A 19662-nucleotide genomic window follows, 5' to 3' on the forward strand; every position below is an offset into this window, starting at 1 on the left:
TACAGGTGATCCACGCGTCGCGCGCGCGGGTGGCGGCGCCGCGCCCGCGGCGTGGGTCGCGGGCGGCGCGTGGCGTGCCTCGCGGCCCGACGCGTGGCCTGATCGGGGAGGGGGCTTCGTGGCGTGATCCATACCACTGCCCTATCGAAACGGAACGGTTTCGTTTCGCTTGGTGGCCGGGTATCGTCTGTGGAGTACGGAACGGCCTCGCTCACCCATCCGGGTGGACGGGTCCGCGCGCGACGCGAAGGGGAAGGGGCGGGCATGACCGAGCCGATGGCGGGCCGGCGCAGCCGCATCACCCCCGAGCGCGAGGCGGAGCTCCACGGCGCGGTCCTCGACCTCCTGCGCGAGGTCGGCTACGAGGCCCTCACCATGGACGCCGTCGCCGCCCGTACGAAGTCCAGCAAGGCCACCCTCTACCGCCAGTGGGGGAGCAAGCCGGAGCTGGTCGCGCGGGCCCTGCGATGTACCCAGCCGGTCTCCCTGCGGGAGATCGACACGGGCAGCCTGCGCGGGGACTTCGCACTCATGGTCGAGCGTTCGGACGACGCGCAGATGGCCAAGGACACCGCGCTCATGCGGGGTCTGGCCCATGCCGTCCACGAGAGCCCGGAGCTCCACAGGGCGCTGCGCGACCTGTTGGTCGACCCGGAGATCAACGGTCTCCAGGCCATGCTCCGGCGTGCGGTCGACCGGGGCGAGATCCGGTCGGACTGTCCGGCCCTGGATTTCGTGCCGCACATGCTCATCGGGGCGTTCATCGCGCTCCCGCTGATCGAGGACCGGTCCGTCGACCGGGCGTTCCTCGGTGAGTTCATCGACGCCGTGGTCTTCCCCGCCCTCGGTGTCTGAAGCACGGACAGAACAACCCCGTACGTCGTACCTCGTACACCGTACGGTCCGCACGTCCCCGCACCGTCTCCCCACCCGCTGTTCCTGACACGCCGCTCTCGTCGTCGGGCCGGCTCCTCACGCCCTGATCCGTCCCGGATCCATCCCACGACCTGAAACGGGAGAACCACGACGTGGCCACCTTCCTCTATCGGCTCGGCCGCGGCGCCTTCCGGCGCCGCGGTCTCGTCGCCCTGCTGTGGGTGGCGCTGCTGTTCGCCGCGGGCTTCGGCGCCGCGACGGCCTCCGCGCCCACCTCCGGCTCGTTCTCGATACCCGGCACGGAGGCCCAGAAGGCCTTCGACCTGCTGGACAAGAAGTTCCCGGGCATGTCCGCCGACGGCGCGACCGCCCGCATCGTCGTCAAGGCCCCGGCGGGCGCCAAGGTCACCGACCCGGGCACCAAGGCCGAGGTCGAGAAGATCATCTCGGGGCTGAAGGGCGGCGCCGGCGCCGACCAGGTGGCCTCCGTCGAGGACCCGTACCAGACGCAGGCGGTCAGCCAGGACGGCTCGACCACCTTCATCAGCGTGAAGTACAAGGTCAGCGGGATGGAGCTGAAGGACGACACCCGCGACGCGCTGAAGGACTCGGGCCACGCCGCCCAGCAGGCCGGTCTCCAGGTCGAGATCGGCGGTGACGCGCTGATGGCCGCCCCCGAGACCGGCTCCGGTGAGATCATCGGCATCCTGGTCGCCGCGATCGTCCTCGTCATCACCTTCGGTTCGCTGGTCGCCGCCGGGCTGCCGCTGCTGACCGCGCTGATCGGCGTCGGCATCGGCGTCTCCTCCATCACCGCGCTCGCCAACGTCCTCGACCTCGGCTCCACCACCTCCACCCTCGCGATGATGATCGGCCTCGCGGTCGGCATCGACTACGCCCTCTTCATCGTCTCCCGCTACCGCGCGGAGCTCGCCGAGGGCCGCGCGCGTGACGAGGCCGCCGGCCGGGCCGCCGGTACCGCCGGTTCCGCCGTGGTGTTCGCCGGTCTGACCGTGGTCATCGCCCTCGTGGGCCTGGCCGTCGTCAACATCCCGATGCTGACGAAGATGGGCGTCGCGGCGGCCGGCACCGTGGTCATCGCCGTACTGGTGGCCCTCACCCTGGTCCCGGCCATCCTCGGCTTCGCCGGCAAGAAGGTCCTGCCGGCGGGCGAGAAGAGCAAGATCTTCGGCAAGGGCGGCAAGGGCGGCAAGGGCGCCCAGGCCGGCGAGGCCGGCGAGGGTGTCGAGGGTGTCGAGTCGAAGCCCAACGGCGGCACCCGCTGGGCCCGCTTCGTCCTGCGCCGCCCCGTCATGGTGCTGCTGGTCGGTGTGATCGGCCTCGGCGCGATCGCCATCCCCGCGAGCAAGCTGGAGATGGGCCTGCCGGACGACGGCGCCCAGCCGGTCTCCACCACCCAGCGCAAGGCGTACGACCTGCTGTCCGAGGGCTTCGGCCCCGGCTTCAACGGCCCGCTGATGATCGTCGTCGACGGCGACAAGGCGCTCGCCGACAAGACCGCCGAGCGGATCAAGGGCCTGGAGGGCGTGGTCGCGGTGACCCCGCCGATGCAGAACCAGGCCAAGGACGCGGCCGTCATCAGCGTGATCCCGAAGGACCGTCCGTCCTCCAAGCAGACCGAGGACCTGGTCCACACGATCCGCGACGGCAGCGGGGACGACGTGTTCGTCACCGGCGCCACCGCGATGAACATCGACTTCTCGCAGAAGATGAACGACGCGCTGCTGCCCTACCTCGCGCTCGTCGTCGGCCTCGCCTTCCTGCTGCTGATGCTCGTCTTCCGCTCGATCCTGGTCCCGCTCAAGGCGGCCCTCGGCTTCCTGCTGTCGGTCGTCGCCGCCCTCGGCGCGGTCGTCGCGGTCTTCCAGTGGGGCTGGCTCGGCTCGCTCTTCGGGGTGGAGCAGACCGGTCCGATCATGTCGATGATGCCGATCTTCATGGTCGGCGTGGTCTTCGGTCTCGCGATGGACTACGAGGTCTTCCTGGTCACCCGCATGCGTGAGGCGTACGTCCACGGCGAGCGTCCCGGCCAGGCCGTCGTGACCGGCTTCCAGTACAGCGCCCGCGTGGTCGTGGCCGCCGCCGTCATCATGATCGCGGTGTTCGCCGGCTTCATCGGGGCCAGCGAGCAGATGGTGAAGATGATCGGCTTCGGTCTGGCCGTCGCCGTCTTCTTCGACGCCTTCGTGGTCCGCATGGCCATCGTCCCGGCGGTGCTGGCGCTCCTCGGCCACAAGGCCTGGTGGCTGCCGAAGTGGCTCGACCGGATCCTGCCGAACGTGGACGTCGAGGGCGAGAGCCTGCGCAAGCACCTCGGCGAGTCCGACTCCGGTTCCGGCGACGGCCACGGGCCGGACAAGGACCGCGAGCTCGTCAACGCGTAACCGGCGGGGCGCGAACGTCGGCGGGCGACCGCCGACCCGGCCCGCCGCGACACCGCCGGCCCCGCACCCGACCTCGGGTGCGGGGCCGGCTCCGTCGTGCCCCGTCCCGCCGAACGGGTGAGGGACCCGCCGTACGGGTGACGCCCGCGTCGTCCGGGTGCGGCGCGCCTAGCGACCGACGGCCGCGCCCGCGCCGGCTGCAGCGCTCGCACCCGCTCCGGCTCCCGCACCCGCGCCGGCTCCCGCACCCGCTCTGGCTCCCGCGGCCGTTCCCGCGTACGTACGGCGCAGGAAGCGGCGCAGGGAGGCGATGTCGAACTGGATGACCGCGACGCCCTCGGGGGAGTGGAACTCCACGACGGCCTGGACCCGTCCGCACGGCCAGACGCGTACGTCCCCGGTGCCCGTCGGGGCGCTCAGGCCCGCCTCCAGGAGGGCGCGGGGGAAGACCCACTCGTTGTCGGTGCCCTCCGGGGACAGCTCGGCGGGGAAGACGACGCGCACGGCCAACGGTTCCTCGGGCGTGAAGCGCAGGGCCACGGGAATGGCCCGGTAGAGGGGGTCGTCGGTGATCACACGGGCGCGTACCCGCACTTCGACGGCGGAGGGGGTCGCCGTGGACGGTGGATTCTCGGCGGTCGCTGGCATCGGAACGACTCCTCGAAATCGGAACAATTGAGTCCGTTTGTCCGTCCAGCCTCGCACATTCCGACGAAACCGCGCGTTCCTATTTGTGATGCGGGCGCTCTTGCCAACGGTTTGCAACTGAGCACTATTCTTGAACGGTTAAAGACTGTGTGAGAAGCGGAGCCCTTCATGCATGTGCCCGACGGATTCATCAACGCGCCCGTCTCGGTGGCCGCCGGAGTGGTGGCCGTCGGAGCCGTCGCCGTCAGCCTGCGCGGCGCACGCCGCGAGCTCGACGAACGCACCGCCCCCCTGGCCGGACTCGTCGCCGCCTTCATCTTCGCCGTGCAGATGCTGAACTTCCCCGTCGCCGCCGGCACCAGCGGCCACCTCCTCGGAGGGGCCCTGGCCGCGATACTCGTCGGCCCCTACACCGGCGTGCTGTGCGTCTCCGTCGTCCTGCTCATGCAGGGCATCCTCTTCGCCGACGGCGGCCTGACCGCCCTCGGCGTCAACATCACCGTCATGGGCGTCGTCACCGTCCTCGTCGCCTACGCCGTCTTCCGCGGCCTCCTCAAGGTGCTCCCGGCCGGCCGCCGCACGGTCACCGTCGCCGCCTTCGTTGGCGCCCTGCTCTCCGTGCCCGCCGCGGCCGCCGCCTTCACCGCCGTCTACGCCATCGGCGGCACCACCGACGTACCCCTCGGCAAGGTCCTCACCGCCATGGTCGGCGTCCACGTCCTCATCGGCATCGGCGAGGCCCTCATCACCGCCGCCACCGTCGGCGCCGTCATCGCCGTACGCCCCGACCTCGTCCACGCCGCGCGAGGCCTGGCCACCCCCCTGAAGCTGCGCGTCGGCGGCGAACTCGTCGACGCCCCCGCCGCCGGCGCCCCGGCGGCCGTGCCCGCCGCCGGCCGCTCCACCCGCCCCGTCTGGATCACCGGCCTCGTCACCGCCCTCGTCCTCGCCGGCTTCGTCTCCTTCTACGCCTCCGCCAACCCCGACGGCCTGGAGAAGGTCGCCGCCGACAAGGGCATCGACCAGAAGGTCGAGGAGCACGCAGCCGCCGACTCCCCGCTCGCCGACTACAGCGTCAAGGACGTCGAGGACGCCCGCCTGTCCGGCGGCCTCGCCGGCGTCATCGGCGTGGGCGCCACCGTCGCCGTCGGCACCGGCATCTTCTGGACCGTGCGCCGCCGCCGCGCGGACGACCAGGCCGCCTCCGCCACGAACGTGCCCGCCCCCCACTGACATGGGAGCGGGCCACGCACACCGGCTCTACCGGCACGGACACTCGCCCGTGCACGAGCTGCCGCCCCACTGCAAGATCGCCGCGACCTTCGCCTTCGTCCTCGTCGTCGTCTCCACCCCGCGCGAGGCGATGTGGGCCTTCGGCCTCTACGCCGTCCTCATCGCCGCCGTCGCCGCGGCGGCCCGCGTCCCCGCCGGCCTCCTGCTGCGCCGGCTGCTGATCGAGGTCCCGTTCGTCGCCTTCGCCGTGCTCATGCCCTTCGTGGCCGAAGGCGAACGGGTCGACGTGCTCGGCATGTCCCTCAGCGTCTCCGGACTGTGGGGCGCCTGGAACGTCCTGGCCAAGGGCACCCTCGGTGTCGCCGCCTCCGTCCTGCTGGCCTCCACCACCGAACTGCGCGCCCTGCTGCTGGGCCTCCAGCGCCTGAAGCTGCCGCCCCTGCTCGTCCAGATCGCCTCCTTCATGATCCGCTACGGCGACGTGATCGGCGGAGAGCTGCGCCGCATGTCCATCGCGCGCCGCTCGCGCGGCTTCGAGGCGCGCGGCATCCGCCACTGGGGCGTCCTGGCCAAGACCGCCGGCGCCCTGTTCATCCGCTCCTACGAGCGCGGCGAGCGGGTCTACCTCGCGATGGTCAGCCGCGGCTACGCCGGCTCCATGCCGGTGATCGACGAAGTGACGGCCACCCGCGCCCAGTGGGCGTACGCTGCCGCGCTCCCGGTGACGGCCCTCGCCGTCTGTCTGATGGGATGGACGCTGTGACGACCCCCGCCGCCTCCGCCGCCCCTGCCGCCGCCCCCTCCCTGGAGGTGTCCGGCGTCGCCTACGCCTACCCCGACGGCCACCAGGCCCTCTTCGGCGTCGACCTCACCGTCGGCCACGGCGAACGCGTCGCCCTCCTCGGCCCCAACGGCGCCGGCAAGACCACCCTCGTCCTGCACCTCAACGGCATCCTCGGCGGCGGGGTCGGCACCGTCACCGTCGCCGGCCTGCCCGTCGAGAAGCGCAACCTCGCCGAGATCCGCCGCCGCGTCGGCATCGTCTTCCAGGACCCCGACGACCAACTGTTCATGCCCACCGTCCGCGAGGACGTCGCCTTCGGCCCGGCCGCCGCCGGCCTGCGCGGCGCCGAGCTGGAGACCCGCGTACGCGAGGCCCTCGACCAGGTGGGCATGACCGCCTGGGCCGACCGGCCGCCGCACCACCTCTCCTTCGGCCAGCGCCGCCGGGTGGCCGTGGCGACCGTACTGGCGATGCGCCCCGAGATCCTCGTCCTCGACGAGCCCTCCTCCAACCTGGACCCGGCCTCGCGGCGCGAGCTCGCCGACATCCTGCGCTCCCTGGACGTCACCGTCCTGATGGTCACGCACGACCTGCCCTACGCCCTGGAGCTGTGCCCGCGCGCGGTGATCCTCAGCGAGGGCGTCATCGCGGCCGACGGCCCCACCCGGGACCTGCTCTGCGACGAGAAGCTGATGGGCGCGCACCGCCTGGAGCTGCCCTTCGGCTTCGACCCGCGCTCGGTGCCCGCCCCGCCGGCGGGCGGGGCCGTGACGGGGAGCGGGGTCGTGACGGGGGCCACCGCCGCGGCCGGCGCGGCATAAGCGCAGGCCGCGCGTTGTTGGGCTGCTCGTGAACATCCAGGGTGTGGTGGCCGACGGCTTCGAGCCGGTCAAGGACGCTTTCGTACGCAACTTCGAGGTGCTCGGCGACCGGGGCGCGGCCGTCGCCGTGTACCGCGACGGCCGCAAGGTCGTCGACCTGTGGGCCGGCGCCAAGGACGCCGACGGCGACGCCGCGGGCGACCCCTGGACCGAGGACACCGCGCAGATCGTCCGCTCCGCCGGCAAGGGCGTCGCGGCCGCCGTCCCGCTGCTGCTGCACCAGCGCGGGCTGCTGGACCTCGACGCGCCCGTGGGCTCGTACTGGCCCGAGTTCAAGGCCGGCGGCAAGGACCGGGCCCTGGTTCGCCACCTCCTCGCGCACCAGGCCGGCGTCCCCGCCCTGGACCGGGCCCTGAGCGCCGGCGAGGCCGCCGACGGGACCACCGGGCCGCGCGCCATCGCCGCGCAGCGGGCCTTCTGGGAGCCCGGCACCGCGCACGGCTACCACGCGCAGACCTTCAGCTGGCTGCTGTCCGAGCTGGTGCTGCGGGTGACCGGTCGCACCCTGGGCAACTTCCTCGCGGAGGAGATCGCCGAGCCGCTGGGGTTGGACCTGTGGATCGGCCTGCCCGACACTGAGGCGCACCGGGTGGGCCGGGTGGCGCCCGTGGAACCGCCGCAGAGCGCGGGCTCGCTGAAGATCAGGCCGAAGAGAAACGTTTCGGAGGCGTACGCCGACCCGAACTCCCTCACCCGCCGCGCCTTCGCCGCCATCGACCCGCAGCCCGACGAGAACGACCCCGCCTACCGGGCCGCCGAACTCCCCGCCTCCGCCGCCATCGGCACGGCACGCTCCCTGGCCCGCTTCTACGCCGCCACGATCGGGGTCGTCGAGGACGGCGGCCGCGTCTTCACCCCGGCGACCACCGCGCTCGCGGGCCGGGAGCTCGCGGCCGGACCCGACCGGGTGCTCGTCGTCAACACCCGCTTCGGTCCCGGCTGGATGCTGCACGGCCCGGCGTCGCCCCTGCTGTCCCCGGCCTCGTTCGGGCACCCGGGGCGGGGCGGCTCGCTGGCGTTCGCGGACCCGGAGGCGGGCGTCGGCTTCGGCTACGTCACCAACGCCCTGGCCAAGTCCGTCACGGCGGACCCGCGCGCCCAGGCCCTGGTCCGCGCGCTTCGGGCGAGCCTGGCGAAGGCGCGCTGAGGAGCCTTCGCCGCCCGCTGGTCACGGCCGACGGCTCACGGCCGGCCCACCATGCCGTACGCCGTACGCCGTACGCCGTACGTGTCACGGTCGCGCGGAGGGTTCCCGTACGTCGGCCAGCGCCGCGCCCGCGTGGTCGATGAGCTCCGCCGGGGCCATGGGGAACACCGTGTGCGGGGTGCCGGCCGCCGCCCAGACCACCTCGTGGGTCAGCAGGGCGCGGTCGGCGACCACCCGGGTGCGGGTGCGGTGGCCGAAGGGCGGAACCCCGCCGATGGCGTAGCCCGTCGTCTCGCGGACGAGCGCGGCGTCGGCGCGGGTCACCCGTTCGGCCCCGAGCTCGCGGCGGACGGCCTCCACGTCCACGCGGGAGGAGCCGTCCATGAGCACCAGCACCGGGACCCCGTCGGCGGCGAAGATCAGCGACTTCACGATCTGGCTCAGCTCGCAGCCGATGGCGGACGCCGCGTCGGCGGCGGTACGGGTCCCCTCGGGGAAGGTCCGCACGTCGAGGGCGTCGAGGCCGAGGTCGGCGAGCGCGCGGGCGAAGAGGGGATGCGGGGCGGGGGAGGACGTCGTCATGCGGGGACGCTAGCGCCGCCGAGGGCGCCCGCGCGAGCCGGTTTCGCGGGCCGGGACGGGGCGGGACGGGGCGGGGCGGAATGAGCCGGGCCGGGTCGGGCGGCGCCGGCCCGGCTCCGCGTCGCCTCGGTCAGGAGCCGGACAGGACGCCGGCGACGATCCGGCCCGCCGTGTCGGCGCCGTGCCCGCCGCCCTCGACCATCGCGGCCGCCGCCACGTCACCACTGAAGGCGGTGAACCAGCTGTCCGGGCTCGCCGCGCCGTCCACCTCCGCCGAACCCGTCTTCGCGCCCTTGTCGGAGCCGGGGACCGCCGCCATCGCCCCGGCTGCGGTACCGCCGCTCATGGCGGCCTGCCGCATCATCTGGGTCAGCTGCGCCGACACGCCCGGCCGCAGGCTCCGCGGAGCGCGCGCGAGCGGGCGGTCGTCCAACGAGGCCTTCACGAGCACCGGCTGACGGAACACCCCGGTGCGCGCCGTGGCCGTGATGGACGCGACGTTCAGCGGGTTCATCAGGATCGGCCCCTGCCCGATGTACTCGGCCGCCGCGGCCGTGCCCGAGGTCTCGGGCACCGAACCGTCCTGCGAGGGCACGCCGGTCTTCCAGTCCAGCCCGATGCCGAAGACCTCCTTGGCCTCGCGCGGCAGCGCGGCGTTGTCCTTCACCTCGTCGATCAGACCGATGAAGGCGGTGTTGCAGGAGCGGGCGAAGCTGGTGGAGAAGGGCTTCCCGTCGAGGCTGAAGCCGCCCTGGTTGCGGAAGGCCTTGCCGTCCCAGGAGACGGAGGGCGGGCACGCGGCCGTCCTGTCCGCCGCCACCAGCCCCTTGTCGAGCAGCATCGCCGCCGTCACGATCTTCATCGTGGAGCCGGGGGCGCGCCGGCCCTGCATCGCGGCGTTGAAACCGTCGCGGCGGTGGTTGGCCACCGCCAGGATGTCGCCGGTGCTCGGCTGGACGGCGACGACGGAGGCCTCCGCGTACGCGGCCACCGCCTTCTCCGCCGCCGCCTGCACGTCGGCGTCGAGCACCGTGCGGATCTCTCCGGGCTTGCCCTGCACCAGCGTCAACAGGGTCCGTTTGGCGGCGTCCCGGCCGTCGCCCTCCGCGGGTGCGGTCGTGGACGCGGTCGCGGCGTCCGGTTCGATCCACAGCTCGACGCCGGGGGTGCCGCCCGTCTTCTGCCCGTAGGTCTTGCGCAGCGCGTCCAGTACGGGCCGCAGCGACGGGTACAGCTCGGCCGTCAGCTCCCGGCCGTCGCGGTCGACGGCCTTGACGGGCGGGCTCGTCGGGACGCCGGCGCGTAGCCTCTCGCCCGCCCGCAGGTCCGGGTGGACGATCGACGGCTGCCAGTCGACGAGCGCCCTGCCGGTGCTGACGCCGCGTACGACGGTCAGGCGCGAGTCGTAGACGAGGGGCTTGGTGGTGCCCTCGTAGGTGACCTCGGCCTCGACCTTGAAGGGGACGGCGGTGCCGTCCGGGGCGCCGGGGGTGATGACGGCCTTGGAGACGTAGGCCTTGGCGCGGTAGTCGGCGACCGCGGTGCGGGCGGCCTCGGCGTTGTTCGTCAGGTCGGCCGCCGCGCCGTCGTCGCCGGCCGCCCAGGCGGCGAGGAAGGCCCGTGCGGCCTCGGCCGCCTCCTTCTCGGTGACGGGCCCGGTCTTCCCGGGAGCGGAGGCCGAGCGGGTGCCGGCGGCGCCGTCGTTCCCGCCGGTCTCGTCCTCGACGAGCGCGTACACGCCGTACCCGGCACCGCCGACCATGGCGAGGAACACCCCGCCGATGATGGCACCCTTGGCCGCCCCGTTCATCCCATCCCCCTGAACATGTTCAAACTTCCCCGTAGTCCGGACCCTACGCTGTGCGACGGCTCCGTTCCAAGTGCCCAACCCCGGCCGCCCCGACGGGATTCCCGCGACGGAGCCGCGCGAGGGGGCGCGAACGCGCGACGGGCCGATACCGCGCGGTGCCGGGCCGTCTACTCCTGTTCCCTTCGCCGACGATCGCCAGCGTGTGCGGGCGTGTGCCGGCGTAGGCGGGTCGGGCGGAGCAGCCCGCGGGCGACCGTGGACGTGCCTGAACGGCCGCGCGGACGGCTCACGTTCGTGCTGTCCCTGCCGGGACCATCCCTGCGGGTGCGGGGAGCGGTTCCGGAGGTAGTCGCGTGGCCGGTCGCCGTGAGGACCATCCCCGCGGATGCGGGGAGCAGGCTGCCCATGACCCCGTGGTGAGCCCGCCCGCAGGACCATCCCCGCGCGGGTGCGGGGAGCGGGCTTTCTGAGCCGGCACTCCATCCGGGGCGTCAGGCGGCCCGGCCCGACTGCGTCGAATCCGGATGAACGCCTCATGGGGGGCAATCCGTCACGCGGCCGAGGGGACCCCTCCGAGAGCTGCCGCGCGGTTCGGCTTCGCATGCCGTGGCCCGGGCGACGAGCGGTTCGCCGGGCCGTCCGTGGGCCGTCGGGAGACGGCCCACGATCCCTGACGACCGCCGACGACGGCCACGAGGGGCTGGGGGCGAAGTCGAGCGGTGGCCCCTGAACCCGCTGCTAGATCCAGGTGTCGAACCACATGCGGGCCCGCCACGAGTCCATCGGCAGGGTCTGGCCCGTGTAGATCGGCCAGAAGTAGATGAAGTTCCAGACGATCAGCAGCACCAGGACGCCGGCGCCGATCGCGCCGACCGCCCGGCGCCGCTCCGACGAGCCTGCCGGGCCCAGCAGGGCGCCGATCATCATGGCCACGGCCAGGCACAGGTACGGGACGAAGACCACCGCGTAGAAGTAGAAGATCGTCCGCTCCTGGTAGTTGAACCAGGGCAGCAGACCCGCGGCCAGCGCGCACGCGATGGCGCCCGCCCGCCAGTCGCGGCGGAAGAACCACCGCCACAGGACGTACAGCAGCGCGAAGCAGCCCGCCCACCACAGCAGCGGCGTGCCCAGCGCCAGGACCTCGCGGGCGCACTTGCCGGCCTCGCCGGCGGGGCAGCCGTCGGTGCCGGGCGCGGGGGACTCGTAGAAGTAGGAGACGGGCCGGCCCAGGACCAGCCAGCTCCACGGGTTCGACTCGTACGTGTGGCCGGAGGTCAGGCCCACGTGGAACTTGTAGACCTCCGTCTCGTAGTGCCACAGGCTGCGCAGCCACTCGGGGAGGAAGGACAGCGCGCTGCTCTGGTCGTACTTGGCGGCCCAGTCGCGGAAGTAGCCGCCCTTGCCGTTGTCGGGGGAGAGGATCCAGCCGAGCCACGAGGCCAGGTAGACGGCGATCGCCACCGGGACCGTCGAGAGGAAGGCGGGCAGCGCGTCGCGGCGCAGCATCGCCGCGTACGGGGCGCCCGCGCCCGCGGTGCGGCGTGCGGCGGCGTCCCACAGGACGGTGAGGATCCCGAAGAACGCGAGGACGACGAGGCCGTTCCACTTGGTGCCGAAGGCCAGGCCGAGACAGACGCCGGCCAGGATCCGGTACGGGCGCCACCCCAGCTTCAGCGTCCGGGCGATGTGGGGGTCGGGGCGTGCGCGGCCGTCCTCGTCGAGCGGCAGCGCCGCGGCGAGTCTGGCCCTTGCCCTGTCCCGGTCCACGACCAGCGCCCCGAACGCGGCGAGCACGAAGAACATCAGGACCAGGTCGAGGAGCGCGGTGCGGCTCATGACGAGGTGGAGGCCGTCGACGGCCAGCAGGGCGCCGGCGAGGCAGCCGAGGAAGGTCGAGCGGAACAGGCGCCGGCCGATCCGGCACAGCAGCAGGACGGACAGGGTGCCGAGCACCGCCGTCATGAACCGCCAGCCGAAGGGGGTGAGGCCGAACATCCATTCCCCGAGGCCGATCACCCATTTGCCGACGGGCGGGTGGACGACGTAGCCCGGATCGAGGGGCAGGGTCACCGAGTTCGGGTCGGCGAGGATCGACTTGTCGACATCCTTGGGCCAACTGGCCTCGTAGCCCTGCTTGACCGTGGCCCACGCGTCCTTGGCGTAGTACGTCTCGTCGAATATCACCGCCTTCGGGCTCCCCAGATGGGTGAACCGCAGGACCCCGGCGACCAGTGTGATCAGCAGCGGCCCCGCCCAGGCCATGACGCGCTCCCAGGACTCCCGGCTCCCTCGCGGGACGCCGAGCGCCGTCCACAGCGACGCGGAGGGGCGGGCGTACGGGGGCACGAGGCGGGTGCGGACGTCCACCCCCGGCGCCGGCGGCACGTAGCCGAAGCCGCGCAGGCGGCGCAGCCATCCGGGGCTCTCGGGGTCGAGGTCGCGCCCGCCGGGGGGGACGGGCGGGGCCCCCGCGGGGCTGGGCGGCGGCGGCGCGGTACTGGTCACCGGGTCATCGTAGGGAACCCGCCTGTGGGAACCCCAGCCTCCATGGGGTGCGGGCGCCGGCCGTGTTCCCGCGCAATTCCGGCCGTTCCGGTCCCTTCCCGCCCCTTTCCCGTCCCCTCCCGGGCCGGCGCGGACGTCGCGGTACCGCTTTCCGGAGCCCCGCGCGCCCCGCGCGCCCGGCCCGTGCGCGCCGTTCGCCGCCGCGCGGGCTCGCGGAGGGGCCCGGCGGCGCCCGGGGACGGTGCGGGCGCCGATGAGACAATGCACCGGTGACAGATGAGCAGCCGCGCCGCACCGAAGCGTCCCCCTCCACCCCGTCCGGCGCCGGCGGGTCCGACGGATCCGGCGTGCTCGTCCTCGCCGGGACCCCGATCGGCGACCTCGCCGACGCGCCGCCGCGCCTGGGCGCCGAGCTGGAACGCGCCGACGTGATCGCCGCCGAGGACACCCGACGGCTGCGCCGCCTGACGCAGGGCCTCGGCGTGTACACGACCGGGCGCGTCCTGTCGTACTTCGAGGGCAACGAGTCCGCCCGCACCCCGGAGCTGGTGGAGGCCCTGGAGGCCGGCAAGCGGGTGCTGCTGGTGACCGACGCCGGGATGCCCTCGGTCTCCGACCCCGGCTACCGGCTCGTCGCCGCCGCCGTCGAGAAGGACATCCGGGTCACCGCCGTCCCCGGGCCCTCCGCCGTGCTCACCGCGCTCGCCCTGTCCGGGCTGCCCGTGGACCGCTTCTGCTTCGAGGGCTTCCTGCCGCGCAAGGCGGGCGAGCGCCTCGGCCGGCTCCGCGAGGTGGCCGACGAGCGGCGCACCCTCGTCTACTTCGAGGCCCCGCACCGGCTCGACGACACCCTGGCCGCCATGGCCGAGGTGTTCGGCGCGGACCGGCGGGCGGCCGTGTGCCGGGAGCTGACCAAGACCTACGAGGAGGTCAAGCGCGGCGGGCTCGGCGCGCTGGCGCAGTGGGCCGCCGAGGGCGTGCGCGGGGAGATCACCATCGTCGTCGAGGGGGCGCCCGCGGCGGTCCCCGGCGATGTGGACGCGGAGGAACTCGTGCGCCGCGTACGGGTACGCGAGGAGGCGGGCGAGCGGCGCAAGGAGGCGATCGCCGCCGTCGCGGCCGAGGTCGGCCTACCCAAGCGCGAGGTCTTCGACGCGGTCGTGGCGGCAAAGAATGCGGCACAAAAGGTGCCGTAAGTCGGTAAAGAGCTAACCTGAATGGCAAAGCTCAGACCGCGCACCGGGCGTTTTGGGAATGAGTCGCCCAAAGACCGTCCAACAGTAGACAGGGCCTGATGCGCTCCCGCCCGAAGAGGCGTCCACTGGCAGTGGCACCAGTGGAACAAGAGGAGCTGGCATGAGTGAGATCGCAGAGACCCCGGTACCCGCGTCCGTACCCGTTCCCGCGCCCGCCGTCGCGCCCGCCACGACTCCCGCGCCGGCCGCGGGCGCCGTGCCGACCGTGCACGAGGCCTACTCCTTCGCCTGCATGAAGTGCGGCTACGCGTGGGAGCAGGGGTACGAGATCGAGCACCACGTCGACGCGCGGGGCGAGGCGTTCATCGTCTACACCGCCGACGGCGAGCGGGTCCCGTCGCCGCTCTCCAACCCGACCTGCATGAACTGCGGCGGCCACATCGTGCGGATCATGCGCGAGGGACAGGTCTCCTCGGTGCTCGGCACCCTCGACCGGCTCTACCACCACCGCGTGGCCCCCGGGATAGCCGGTCCGGTGCCGGCGGGCGCCTCCGAGCCCCGCGCGCCCAAGGCGCACAAGCCGCCGAAGGCCCACCCGCAGCACGACTCCCCCGGGCCGGTGGCCGTCGACGCCTCCCAGGAGCGCCGCGGACCCTTCGCCCGCCTGCTGGGATTCCTGCGCCGCGGCTAGTCCCGCAGGTTCTCTCCGGGCGGTGTACGACGTACGGTGCACGACGTGCGGTGTACGACGTACGGCGCACGGGGTGCCGTGCGGATCCTCGGCCCCGACGGGCTCGTGCGGCCGGTCATAAGATCGGCCGTATGAGCCCCAGCCCTTCCTCCTCCCCTTCTTCCTCCGGTTCCGCCGGCGCCCCCGCCTCCTCCTCGAAGGCCTCCAAGGACACTCCGCCGCCGCTCCCCGAGCCGTTGCGCGTACCGGTCGCGGACTCGCACACCCACCTCGACATGCAGGCCGGCACCGTCGAGGAGGGCCTCGCGAAGGCCGCCTCCGTGGGCGTGACCACCGTGGTCCAGGTGGGCTGCGACGTGAAGGGTTCGCGGTGGGCCGCCGAGACGGCCGCGGCCTGGGACAACGTCCACGCGGCGGTGGCCCTCCATCCGAACGAGGCCCCCCGGATCGTCCACGGCGACCCCGACGGCTGGTCGCGGCAGGGCGCCCGACCCGGCGGCGGCCAGGCGGCCCTGGACGAGGCCCTCGCCGAGATCGAGGCGCTGGCGGCCCTCGACCACGTGAAGGCGGTCGGCGAGACCGGCCTGGACCACTTCCGCACCGGTCCCGAGGGCATGGCCGCGCAGGAGCGTTCCTTCCGCGCGCACATCGAGATCGCCAAGCGCCGGGGCAAGGCGCTCGTCATCCACGACCGCGACGCCCACGCCGACGTGCTGCGCGTCCTGCGCGAGGAGGGGGCCCCCGAGCGGACGATCTTCCACTGCTACTCCGGGGACGCGGAGATGGCCCGGGAGTGCGCCGCCGCCGGCTACTACCTGTCCTTCGCCGGCACCGTCACCTTCAAGAACGCGGGCGCCCTGCGCGAGGCCCTCGCGGTGTCCCCGCTGGACCGCGTCCTGGTGGAGACCGACGCCCCCTACCTCACCCCCGCGCCGTACCGCGGTCGGCCCAACGCGCCGTACCTCATCCCGCTGACGGTCCGGGCGATGGCCGCGGTCCGCGGGATCGACGAGGACGCCATGGCGACGGCCCTCGCGGCCAACACGGCGCGCGCTTTCGACTACTGACACGCCCGTTCGCCCGACACGCTGGGTAGTCGAACGGCTTTGGCGCGTGACGGTCGCTCCCGCTAGGGTGCCGTGCCCCAACCCGCCGGGGCCGGACCAGTGGAGCGAGCGACGTGAGCGAAACCCAGGGCAGTCACCGCCGTGCCTCCTGGCCGGGGACCGCACCGGACCCCGGCCCCCTGCCCCACCCCGACGGGGCGTACGGCCCCCGCTCCGGCGACGGGGGCCGGCCCGGCCCGCTCCTGACCCCGGACGCGCCCGCCTTCGACCCCGCCTTCGACCCCGACCCCGGCTCCGGCTTCGAAGCCGACCCCGACCCCGGCCTCGGCTCCGACCCCGACCCGGCCGGCCCGGACCCCGCCCCCGCCGAGTCCGCCGTGCCGGCCCCCCGCGGCGAGGGCCGTGCCGCCCGCCGCCGCAAGGCCCCGGAACCCGCGCCCCGCCGCCGCCGGGCCGCCCCGGCCCCCACCCCCACCGCCGCCGAACCCGAACCCGAAGCCGAAGCCGCGCACGCGGCCGGCGACGGGCAGGCCGACGTACGCCGCCCCTCCGGCCGGCGCCGCGCCCCGCGCCCCACCCTCGGCCCGCCCGACGCCACCACCGACCGGGACCCCGCCGCACCCCCCGCCCCCGCGGCCGGTACCGTCCCCGGCCCCCGCGCCGGCGGCCGGCGCAAGCGCGCCGGCCGCACCCGCACCGGCCGTCCCCCCGGCGCCGGAGCCGGCGACCACTGGCGACGCCTCGTCCCCCAGGCCCTCGTCGTCGCCTTCCTCGCGGGCGGCACCAGCGCCTTCGTCGCCGCAGACAAGGCCGTACGCCTCTCCGTCGACGGGGTTCCGCGCACCCTGCACACCTTCGCCGGCAGCGTCGACGAACTCCTCGCCTCCGAAGGCCTCGGCGTCGGCCCCCACGACCTCGTCGCCCCCGCCCGCGGCTCCGCCCTCGACGACGGCGAGGAGATCGTCGTCCGCTACGGCCGCCCCCTGCGCCTGACCCTCGACGGCACCTCCCGCCAGGTGTGGACCACCGCCCGCACCGTCGACGGCGCCCTGCGCCAGCTCGGCGTACGCGTCGAGGGCGCCTTCCTGTCCGCCCCGCGCACCGCGCCCGTGCCGCGCTCCGGGATCGACCTCAGCGTCCGCACCGAACGCGGCGTCACCTTCATGGCCGACGGCCGCGAACGCACCATCCGCACCAACGCCGCCACCGTCCGCGAGGCCCTCGACCAGGCCGGCATCAGCCTCCACGGCGAGGACACCACCTCCGTCGCCCCGGACTCCTTCCCCCGCGACGGCCAGACCGTCACCGTCCTGCGCATCACCGGCGCCCGCGAGGTCCGCGAGGAACGCATCCCGTACACGACCGAACGCGTCGAGGACGACACGGTCTTCGCCGGCACCGAGGTCGTCGAACGCGCCGGACGACCCGGGGCGCGCCGCGTCACGTACAGCCTGCGCACCGTCAACGGGGTGCGCCAGCAGCCGCGCAAGGTCGCCGAGGAGGTCGTGCGCGAGCCCGTGCACCAGCTCGTCAGGGTGGGCACGAAGCAGCTCCCCACCTCCGTCGCCGGCGCCGACGGGCTCGACTGGGCCGCGCTCGCCCAGTGCGAGTCCGGCGGCCGGGCCTCGGCCACCGATCCGTCGGGCACCTACGGCGGCCTCTACCAGTTCGACGTCGCCACCTGGCGGTCCCTCGGCGGCGACGGCCGCCCGCAGGACGCGTCGGGCAGCGAGCAGACGTACCGGGCGAAGAAGCTGTACGTGCAGCGGGGGGCGAGTCCGTGGCCCCACTGCGGCCGTAGGCTTTACCGGTGAGCACCGCAGAGCAGCAGTCAGCACAGCCGTCCGACGAGACGTCCGGCCAGAGCGGCCCGGCGTTTGGCCCGACGCCCGGCCAGAGCGGCCCGACCGGCCAGGCCGAGCCGTCCGGGCAGGGCGGGGAGAGCGCCTTCGAGGCCCTCCTCGGACCGGCCGACATCCGGGAACTGGCCGAGGTCCTCGGCGTACGGCCGACGAAGCAGAAGGGCCAGAACTTCGTCATCGACGCCAACACGGTCCGCCGGATCGTGCGCACCGCCGGGGTGCGGCCGGACGACGTGGTCGTCGAGGTCGGCCCGGGCCTCGGTTCGCTGACGCTCGCCCTGCTGGAGGCCGCCGACCGGGTGGTCGCCGTGGAGATCGACGACATCCTCGCCGCCGCGCTGCCCGCCACCATCGCGGCGCGCATGCCCGAGCGCGAGGACCGCTTCGCGCTCGTGCACTCCGACGCGATGCTGGTGACCGAGCTGCCCGGCCCCGCGCCGACCGCGCTCGTCGCGAACCTGCCGTACAACGTGGCCGTGCCCGTGCTGCTGACCATGCTCGACCGCTTCCCGAGCATCGAGCGGACGCTCGTCATGGTGCAGTCCGAGGTCGCCGACCGGCTCGCCGCCGAACCGGGCAACAAGGTCTACGGCGTGCCCTCCGTGAAGGCCAACTGGTACGCGCACGTCAAGCGCGCCGGGGCCATCGGCCGCAAGGTGTTCTGGCCCGCCCCCAACGTCGACTCCGGCCTGGTCTCGCTGGTGCGCCGGTCGGAGCCGATCAAGACCACCGCCTCCAAGGCCGAGGTCTTCGCCGTCGTCGACGCCGCCTTCGCGCAGCGCCGCAAGACCCTGCGCGCCGCGCTGGCCGGCTGGGCCGGTTCGGCCGCGGGCGCCGAGGAGGCGCTCGTCGCCGCCGGGATCTCGCCGCAGGCCCGCGGGGAGTCCCTGACGGTGGAGGAGTTCGCGGCGATCGCCGAGCACAAGCCGGCGGCGGAGAGGCCCGCGCTGTGAGCGACCGCGCCGACGCCCCCCGCGCCGTGAACGCCGACGCCGTGAACGACGACGCCGTGAACGCCGACGCCGTGAACGACGACGCACCCCGCGGCGTGACCGTACGCGTCCCCGCGAAGGTCAACGTCCAGCTCGCCGTGGGCGCCGCCCGCCCCGACGGCTTCCACGACCTCGCCAACGTCTTCCTGGCCGTCTCCCTCTTCGACGAGGTCACCGCCACGCCCGCCGACGCGCTGACGGTCACCTGCGCCGGACCCGACGCCGACCAGGTCCCCCTGGACCGTACGAACCTGGCCGCGCGGGCCGCCGAACTGCTGGCCGCCCGCCACGGGCTGGCCCCGGACGTGCACCTGCACATCGCCAAGAACATCCCCGTCGCCGGCGGCATGGCCGGCGGCAGCGCGGACGGCGCCGCCGCCCTGCTGGCCTGCGACGCGCTGTGGGGCCTCGACACCCCCCGCGCCGAGCTCCTCGCCATCTGCGCGGAACTCGGCAGCGACGTGCCGTTCAGCCTCGTCGGCGGGGCCGCGCTCGGCACCGGGCGCGGCGAGGTCCTCACCCCCGTCGAGGCGGGCACCTTCCACTGGGTGTTCGCGGTCGCCGACGGTGGGCTGTCCACCCCGGCCGTGTTCCGCGAGTTCGACCGGCTGACCGAGGGCACCGCCGTCCCCGCCCCCGAGGCCTCCCCGGCGCTGCTGGCGGCCTTGGCCTCCGGCGACCCGGACGCCCTCGCCGCCACCCTGGCCAACGACCTCCAGCCGGCCGCCGTCTCGCTGCGCCCGCGGCTCGCCGACACGCTGGCCGCGGGCACGGCCGAGGGCGCGCTGGCCGCGCTGGTGTCCGGTTCCGGGCCCACGACGGCGTTCCTGGTGCGCGACGCCGAGTCCGCGGCGAAGGTCGCGGCGGCGTTGGAGGCCTCCGGCACCTGCCGGGCCACCCGTGTCACGTCCTCGCCCGCCCCGGGGGCGACCGTCCTGACCTGAGGGGTACCCAGGCGGAAATGAGTACGAGCGCCCTGTCGG

At 74.1% G+C, this 19662-nt stretch carries 16 protein-coding genes; 12 read left to right on the forward strand and 4 right to left on the reverse strand.

Going from position 1 to position 19662, the window contains the following annotated elements; translation table 11 throughout:
• Nucleotides 1-264: 264 nt before the first annotated feature.
• Complete coding sequence (locus ACZ6ZI_RS26340) at nt 265-855, forward strand: TetR/AcrR family transcriptional regulator (RefSeq protein WP_469524682.1); 591 nt, start codon at nt 265-267, stop codon at nt 853-855.
• 173 nt (nt 856-1028) lie between these two features.
• Nucleotides 1029-3281: an MMPL family transporter gene (locus tag ACZ6ZI_RS26345; RefSeq protein ID WP_469524684.1), complete on the forward strand. Its 2253-nt coding sequence runs from the start codon at nt 1029-1031 to the stop codon at nt 3279-3281.
• A 168-nt stretch (nt 3282-3449) separates the two neighbouring features.
• Here ACZ6ZI_RS26345 and ACZ6ZI_RS26350 read toward each other — a convergent pair whose 3' ends face one another.
• A complete protein-coding gene (locus tag ACZ6ZI_RS26350; protein WP_469524685.1) occupies nt 3450-3929 on the reverse strand; it encodes an SsgA family sporulation/cell division regulator in 480 nt (159 codons plus the stop codon).
• Between the two features lie 168 nt (nt 3930-4097).
• Between ACZ6ZI_RS26350 and ACZ6ZI_RS26355 the strand changes: the two genes are divergently transcribed.
• The 4 genes from ACZ6ZI_RS26355 to ACZ6ZI_RS26370 are packed head-to-tail and all read left to right on the forward strand — an operon-like array spanning nt 4098 to nt 7974.
• A complete protein-coding gene (locus tag ACZ6ZI_RS26355; protein ID WP_469524687.1) occupies nt 4098-5162 on the forward strand; it encodes an energy-coupling factor ABC transporter permease in 1065 nt (354 codons plus the stop codon).
• A gap of 1 nt (nt 5163) precedes the next feature.
• The gene (cbiQ, locus tag ACZ6ZI_RS26360) at nt 5164-5925 is read left to right on the forward strand and encodes a cobalt ECF transporter T component CbiQ (protein ID WP_469524688.1); all 762 of its coding nucleotides are present in this window, start codon (nt 5164-5166) and stop codon (nt 5923-5925) included.
• Entirely contained in the window at nt 5913-6767 is an 855-nt protein-coding gene (locus ACZ6ZI_RS26365; RefSeq protein WP_469524690.1) for an energy-coupling factor ABC transporter ATP-binding protein, read from the forward strand. The genes cbiQ and ACZ6ZI_RS26365 overlap by 13 nt, the downstream gene beginning before the upstream one ends.
• A 28-nt stretch (nt 6768-6795) precedes the next feature.
• Nucleotides 6796-7974 carry a serine hydrolase domain-containing protein gene (locus ACZ6ZI_RS26370; protein WP_469524692.1) on the forward strand — a complete coding sequence of 393 codons (1179 nt, stop codon included), beginning with the start codon at nt 6796-6798 and terminating at the stop codon, nt 7972-7974.
• Between the two features lie 84 nt (nt 7975-8058).
• Here ACZ6ZI_RS26370 and ACZ6ZI_RS26375 read toward each other — a convergent pair whose 3' ends face one another.
• The 3 genes from ACZ6ZI_RS26375 to ACZ6ZI_RS26385 all read right to left on the reverse strand — a co-directional run bounded on the left by ACZ6ZI_RS26375 (nt 8059) and on the right by ACZ6ZI_RS26385 (nt 12871).
• Nucleotides 8059-8556: a YbaK/EbsC family protein gene (locus ACZ6ZI_RS26375; RefSeq protein ID WP_363055075.1), complete on the reverse strand. Its 498-nt coding sequence runs from the start codon at nt 8554-8556 to the stop codon at nt 8059-8061.
• 130 nt (nt 8557-8686) lie between these two features.
• On the reverse strand, nt 8687-10366 hold the full coding sequence (locus tag ACZ6ZI_RS26380) for a penicillin-binding transpeptidase domain-containing protein (RefSeq protein ID WP_469524694.1): 1680 nt from the start codon (nt 10364-10366) through the stop codon (nt 8687-8689).
• Between the two features lie 738 nt (nt 10367-11104).
• Nucleotides 11105-12871 (reverse strand): dolichyl-phosphate-mannose--protein mannosyltransferase, encoded by a 1767-nt coding sequence (locus ACZ6ZI_RS26385; protein ID WP_469524696.1) that lies wholly within the window; start codon nt 12869-12871, stop codon nt 11105-11107.
• 347 nt (nt 12872-13218) lie between these two features.
• Between ACZ6ZI_RS26385 and rsmI the strand changes: the two genes are divergently transcribed.
• The 6 genes from rsmI (at nt 13219) to ACZ6ZI_RS26415 (ending at nt 19623) form a co-directional block, all read left to right on the forward strand.
• Complete coding sequence (rsmI, locus tag ACZ6ZI_RS26390; protein WP_469524896.1) at nt 13219-14067, forward strand: 16S rRNA (cytidine(1402)-2'-O)-methyltransferase; 849 nt, start codon at nt 13219-13221, stop codon at nt 14065-14067.
• 160 nt (nt 14068-14227) lie between these two features.
• Nucleotides 14228-14758 (forward strand): hypothetical protein, encoded by a 531-nt coding sequence (locus ACZ6ZI_RS26395; protein ID WP_469524698.1) that lies wholly within the window; start codon nt 14228-14230, stop codon nt 14756-14758.
• 131 nt (nt 14759-14889) lie between these two features.
• On the forward strand, nt 14890-15825 hold the full coding sequence (locus tag ACZ6ZI_RS26400; protein ID WP_469524699.1) for a TatD family hydrolase: 936 nt from the start codon (nt 14890-14892) through the stop codon (nt 15823-15825).
• A gap of 377 nt (nt 15826-16202) precedes the next feature.
• The gene (locus ACZ6ZI_RS26405; protein ID WP_469524899.1) at nt 16203-17639 is read left to right on the forward strand and encodes a ubiquitin-like domain-containing protein; all 1437 of its coding nucleotides are present in this window, start codon (nt 16203-16205) and stop codon (nt 17637-17639) included.
• A gap of 161 nt (nt 17640-17800) precedes the next feature.
• Nucleotides 17801-18640 (forward strand): 16S rRNA (adenine(1518)-N(6)/adenine(1519)-N(6))-dimethyltransferase RsmA, encoded by an 840-nt coding sequence (gene rsmA, locus ACZ6ZI_RS26410; RefSeq protein WP_469524901.1) that lies wholly within the window; start codon nt 17801-17803, stop codon nt 18638-18640.
• Nucleotides 18641-18735: 95 nt separating this feature from the next.
• Nucleotides 18736-19623 carry a 4-(cytidine 5'-diphospho)-2-C-methyl-D-erythritol kinase gene (locus ACZ6ZI_RS26415; RefSeq protein ID WP_469524903.1) on the forward strand — a complete coding sequence of 296 codons (888 nt, stop codon included), beginning with the start codon at nt 18736-18738 and terminating at the stop codon, nt 19621-19623.
• The last annotated feature ends 39 nt before the right edge of the window (nt 19624-19662 follow it).

This window comes from Streptomyces sp. NPDC103540, from assembly GCF_055584445.1.

Bases quoted from the DNA above. Each gene is read 5' to 3' on its own strand.
- ACZ6ZI_RS26340 (WP_469524682.1), top strand. From the start codon at position 265: ATGACCGAGCCGATGGCGGGCCGGCGCAGCCGCATCACCCCCGAGCGC.
- ACZ6ZI_RS26350 (WP_469524685.1), bottom strand. From the start codon at position 3,929: ATGCCAGCGACCGCCGAGAATCCACCGTCCACGGCGACCCCCTCCGCC.
- ACZ6ZI_RS26355 (WP_469524687.1), top strand. From the start codon at position 4,098: ATGCATGTGCCCGACGGATTCATCAACGCGCCCGTCTCGGTGGCCGCC.
- cbiQ (WP_469524688.1), top strand. From the start codon at position 5,164: ATGGGAGCGGGCCACGCACACCGGCTCTACCGGCACGGACACTCGCCC.
- ACZ6ZI_RS26365 (WP_469524690.1), top strand. From the start codon at position 5,913: ATGGACGCTGTGACGACCCCCGCCGCCTCCGCCGCCCCTGCCGCCGCC.
- ACZ6ZI_RS26375 (WP_363055075.1), bottom strand. From the start codon at position 8,556: ATGACGACGTCCTCCCCCGCCCCGCATCCCCTCTTCGCCCGCGCGCTC.
- ACZ6ZI_RS26380 (WP_469524694.1), bottom strand. From the start codon at position 10,366: ATGAACGGGGCGGCCAAGGGTGCCATCATCGGCGGGGTGTTCCTCGCC.
- ACZ6ZI_RS26395 (WP_469524698.1), top strand. From the start codon at position 14,228: ATGAGTGAGATCGCAGAGACCCCGGTACCCGCGTCCGTACCCGTTCCC.
- ACZ6ZI_RS26400 (WP_469524699.1), top strand. From the start codon at position 14,890: ATGAGCCCCAGCCCTTCCTCCTCCCCTTCTTCCTCCGGTTCCGCCGGC.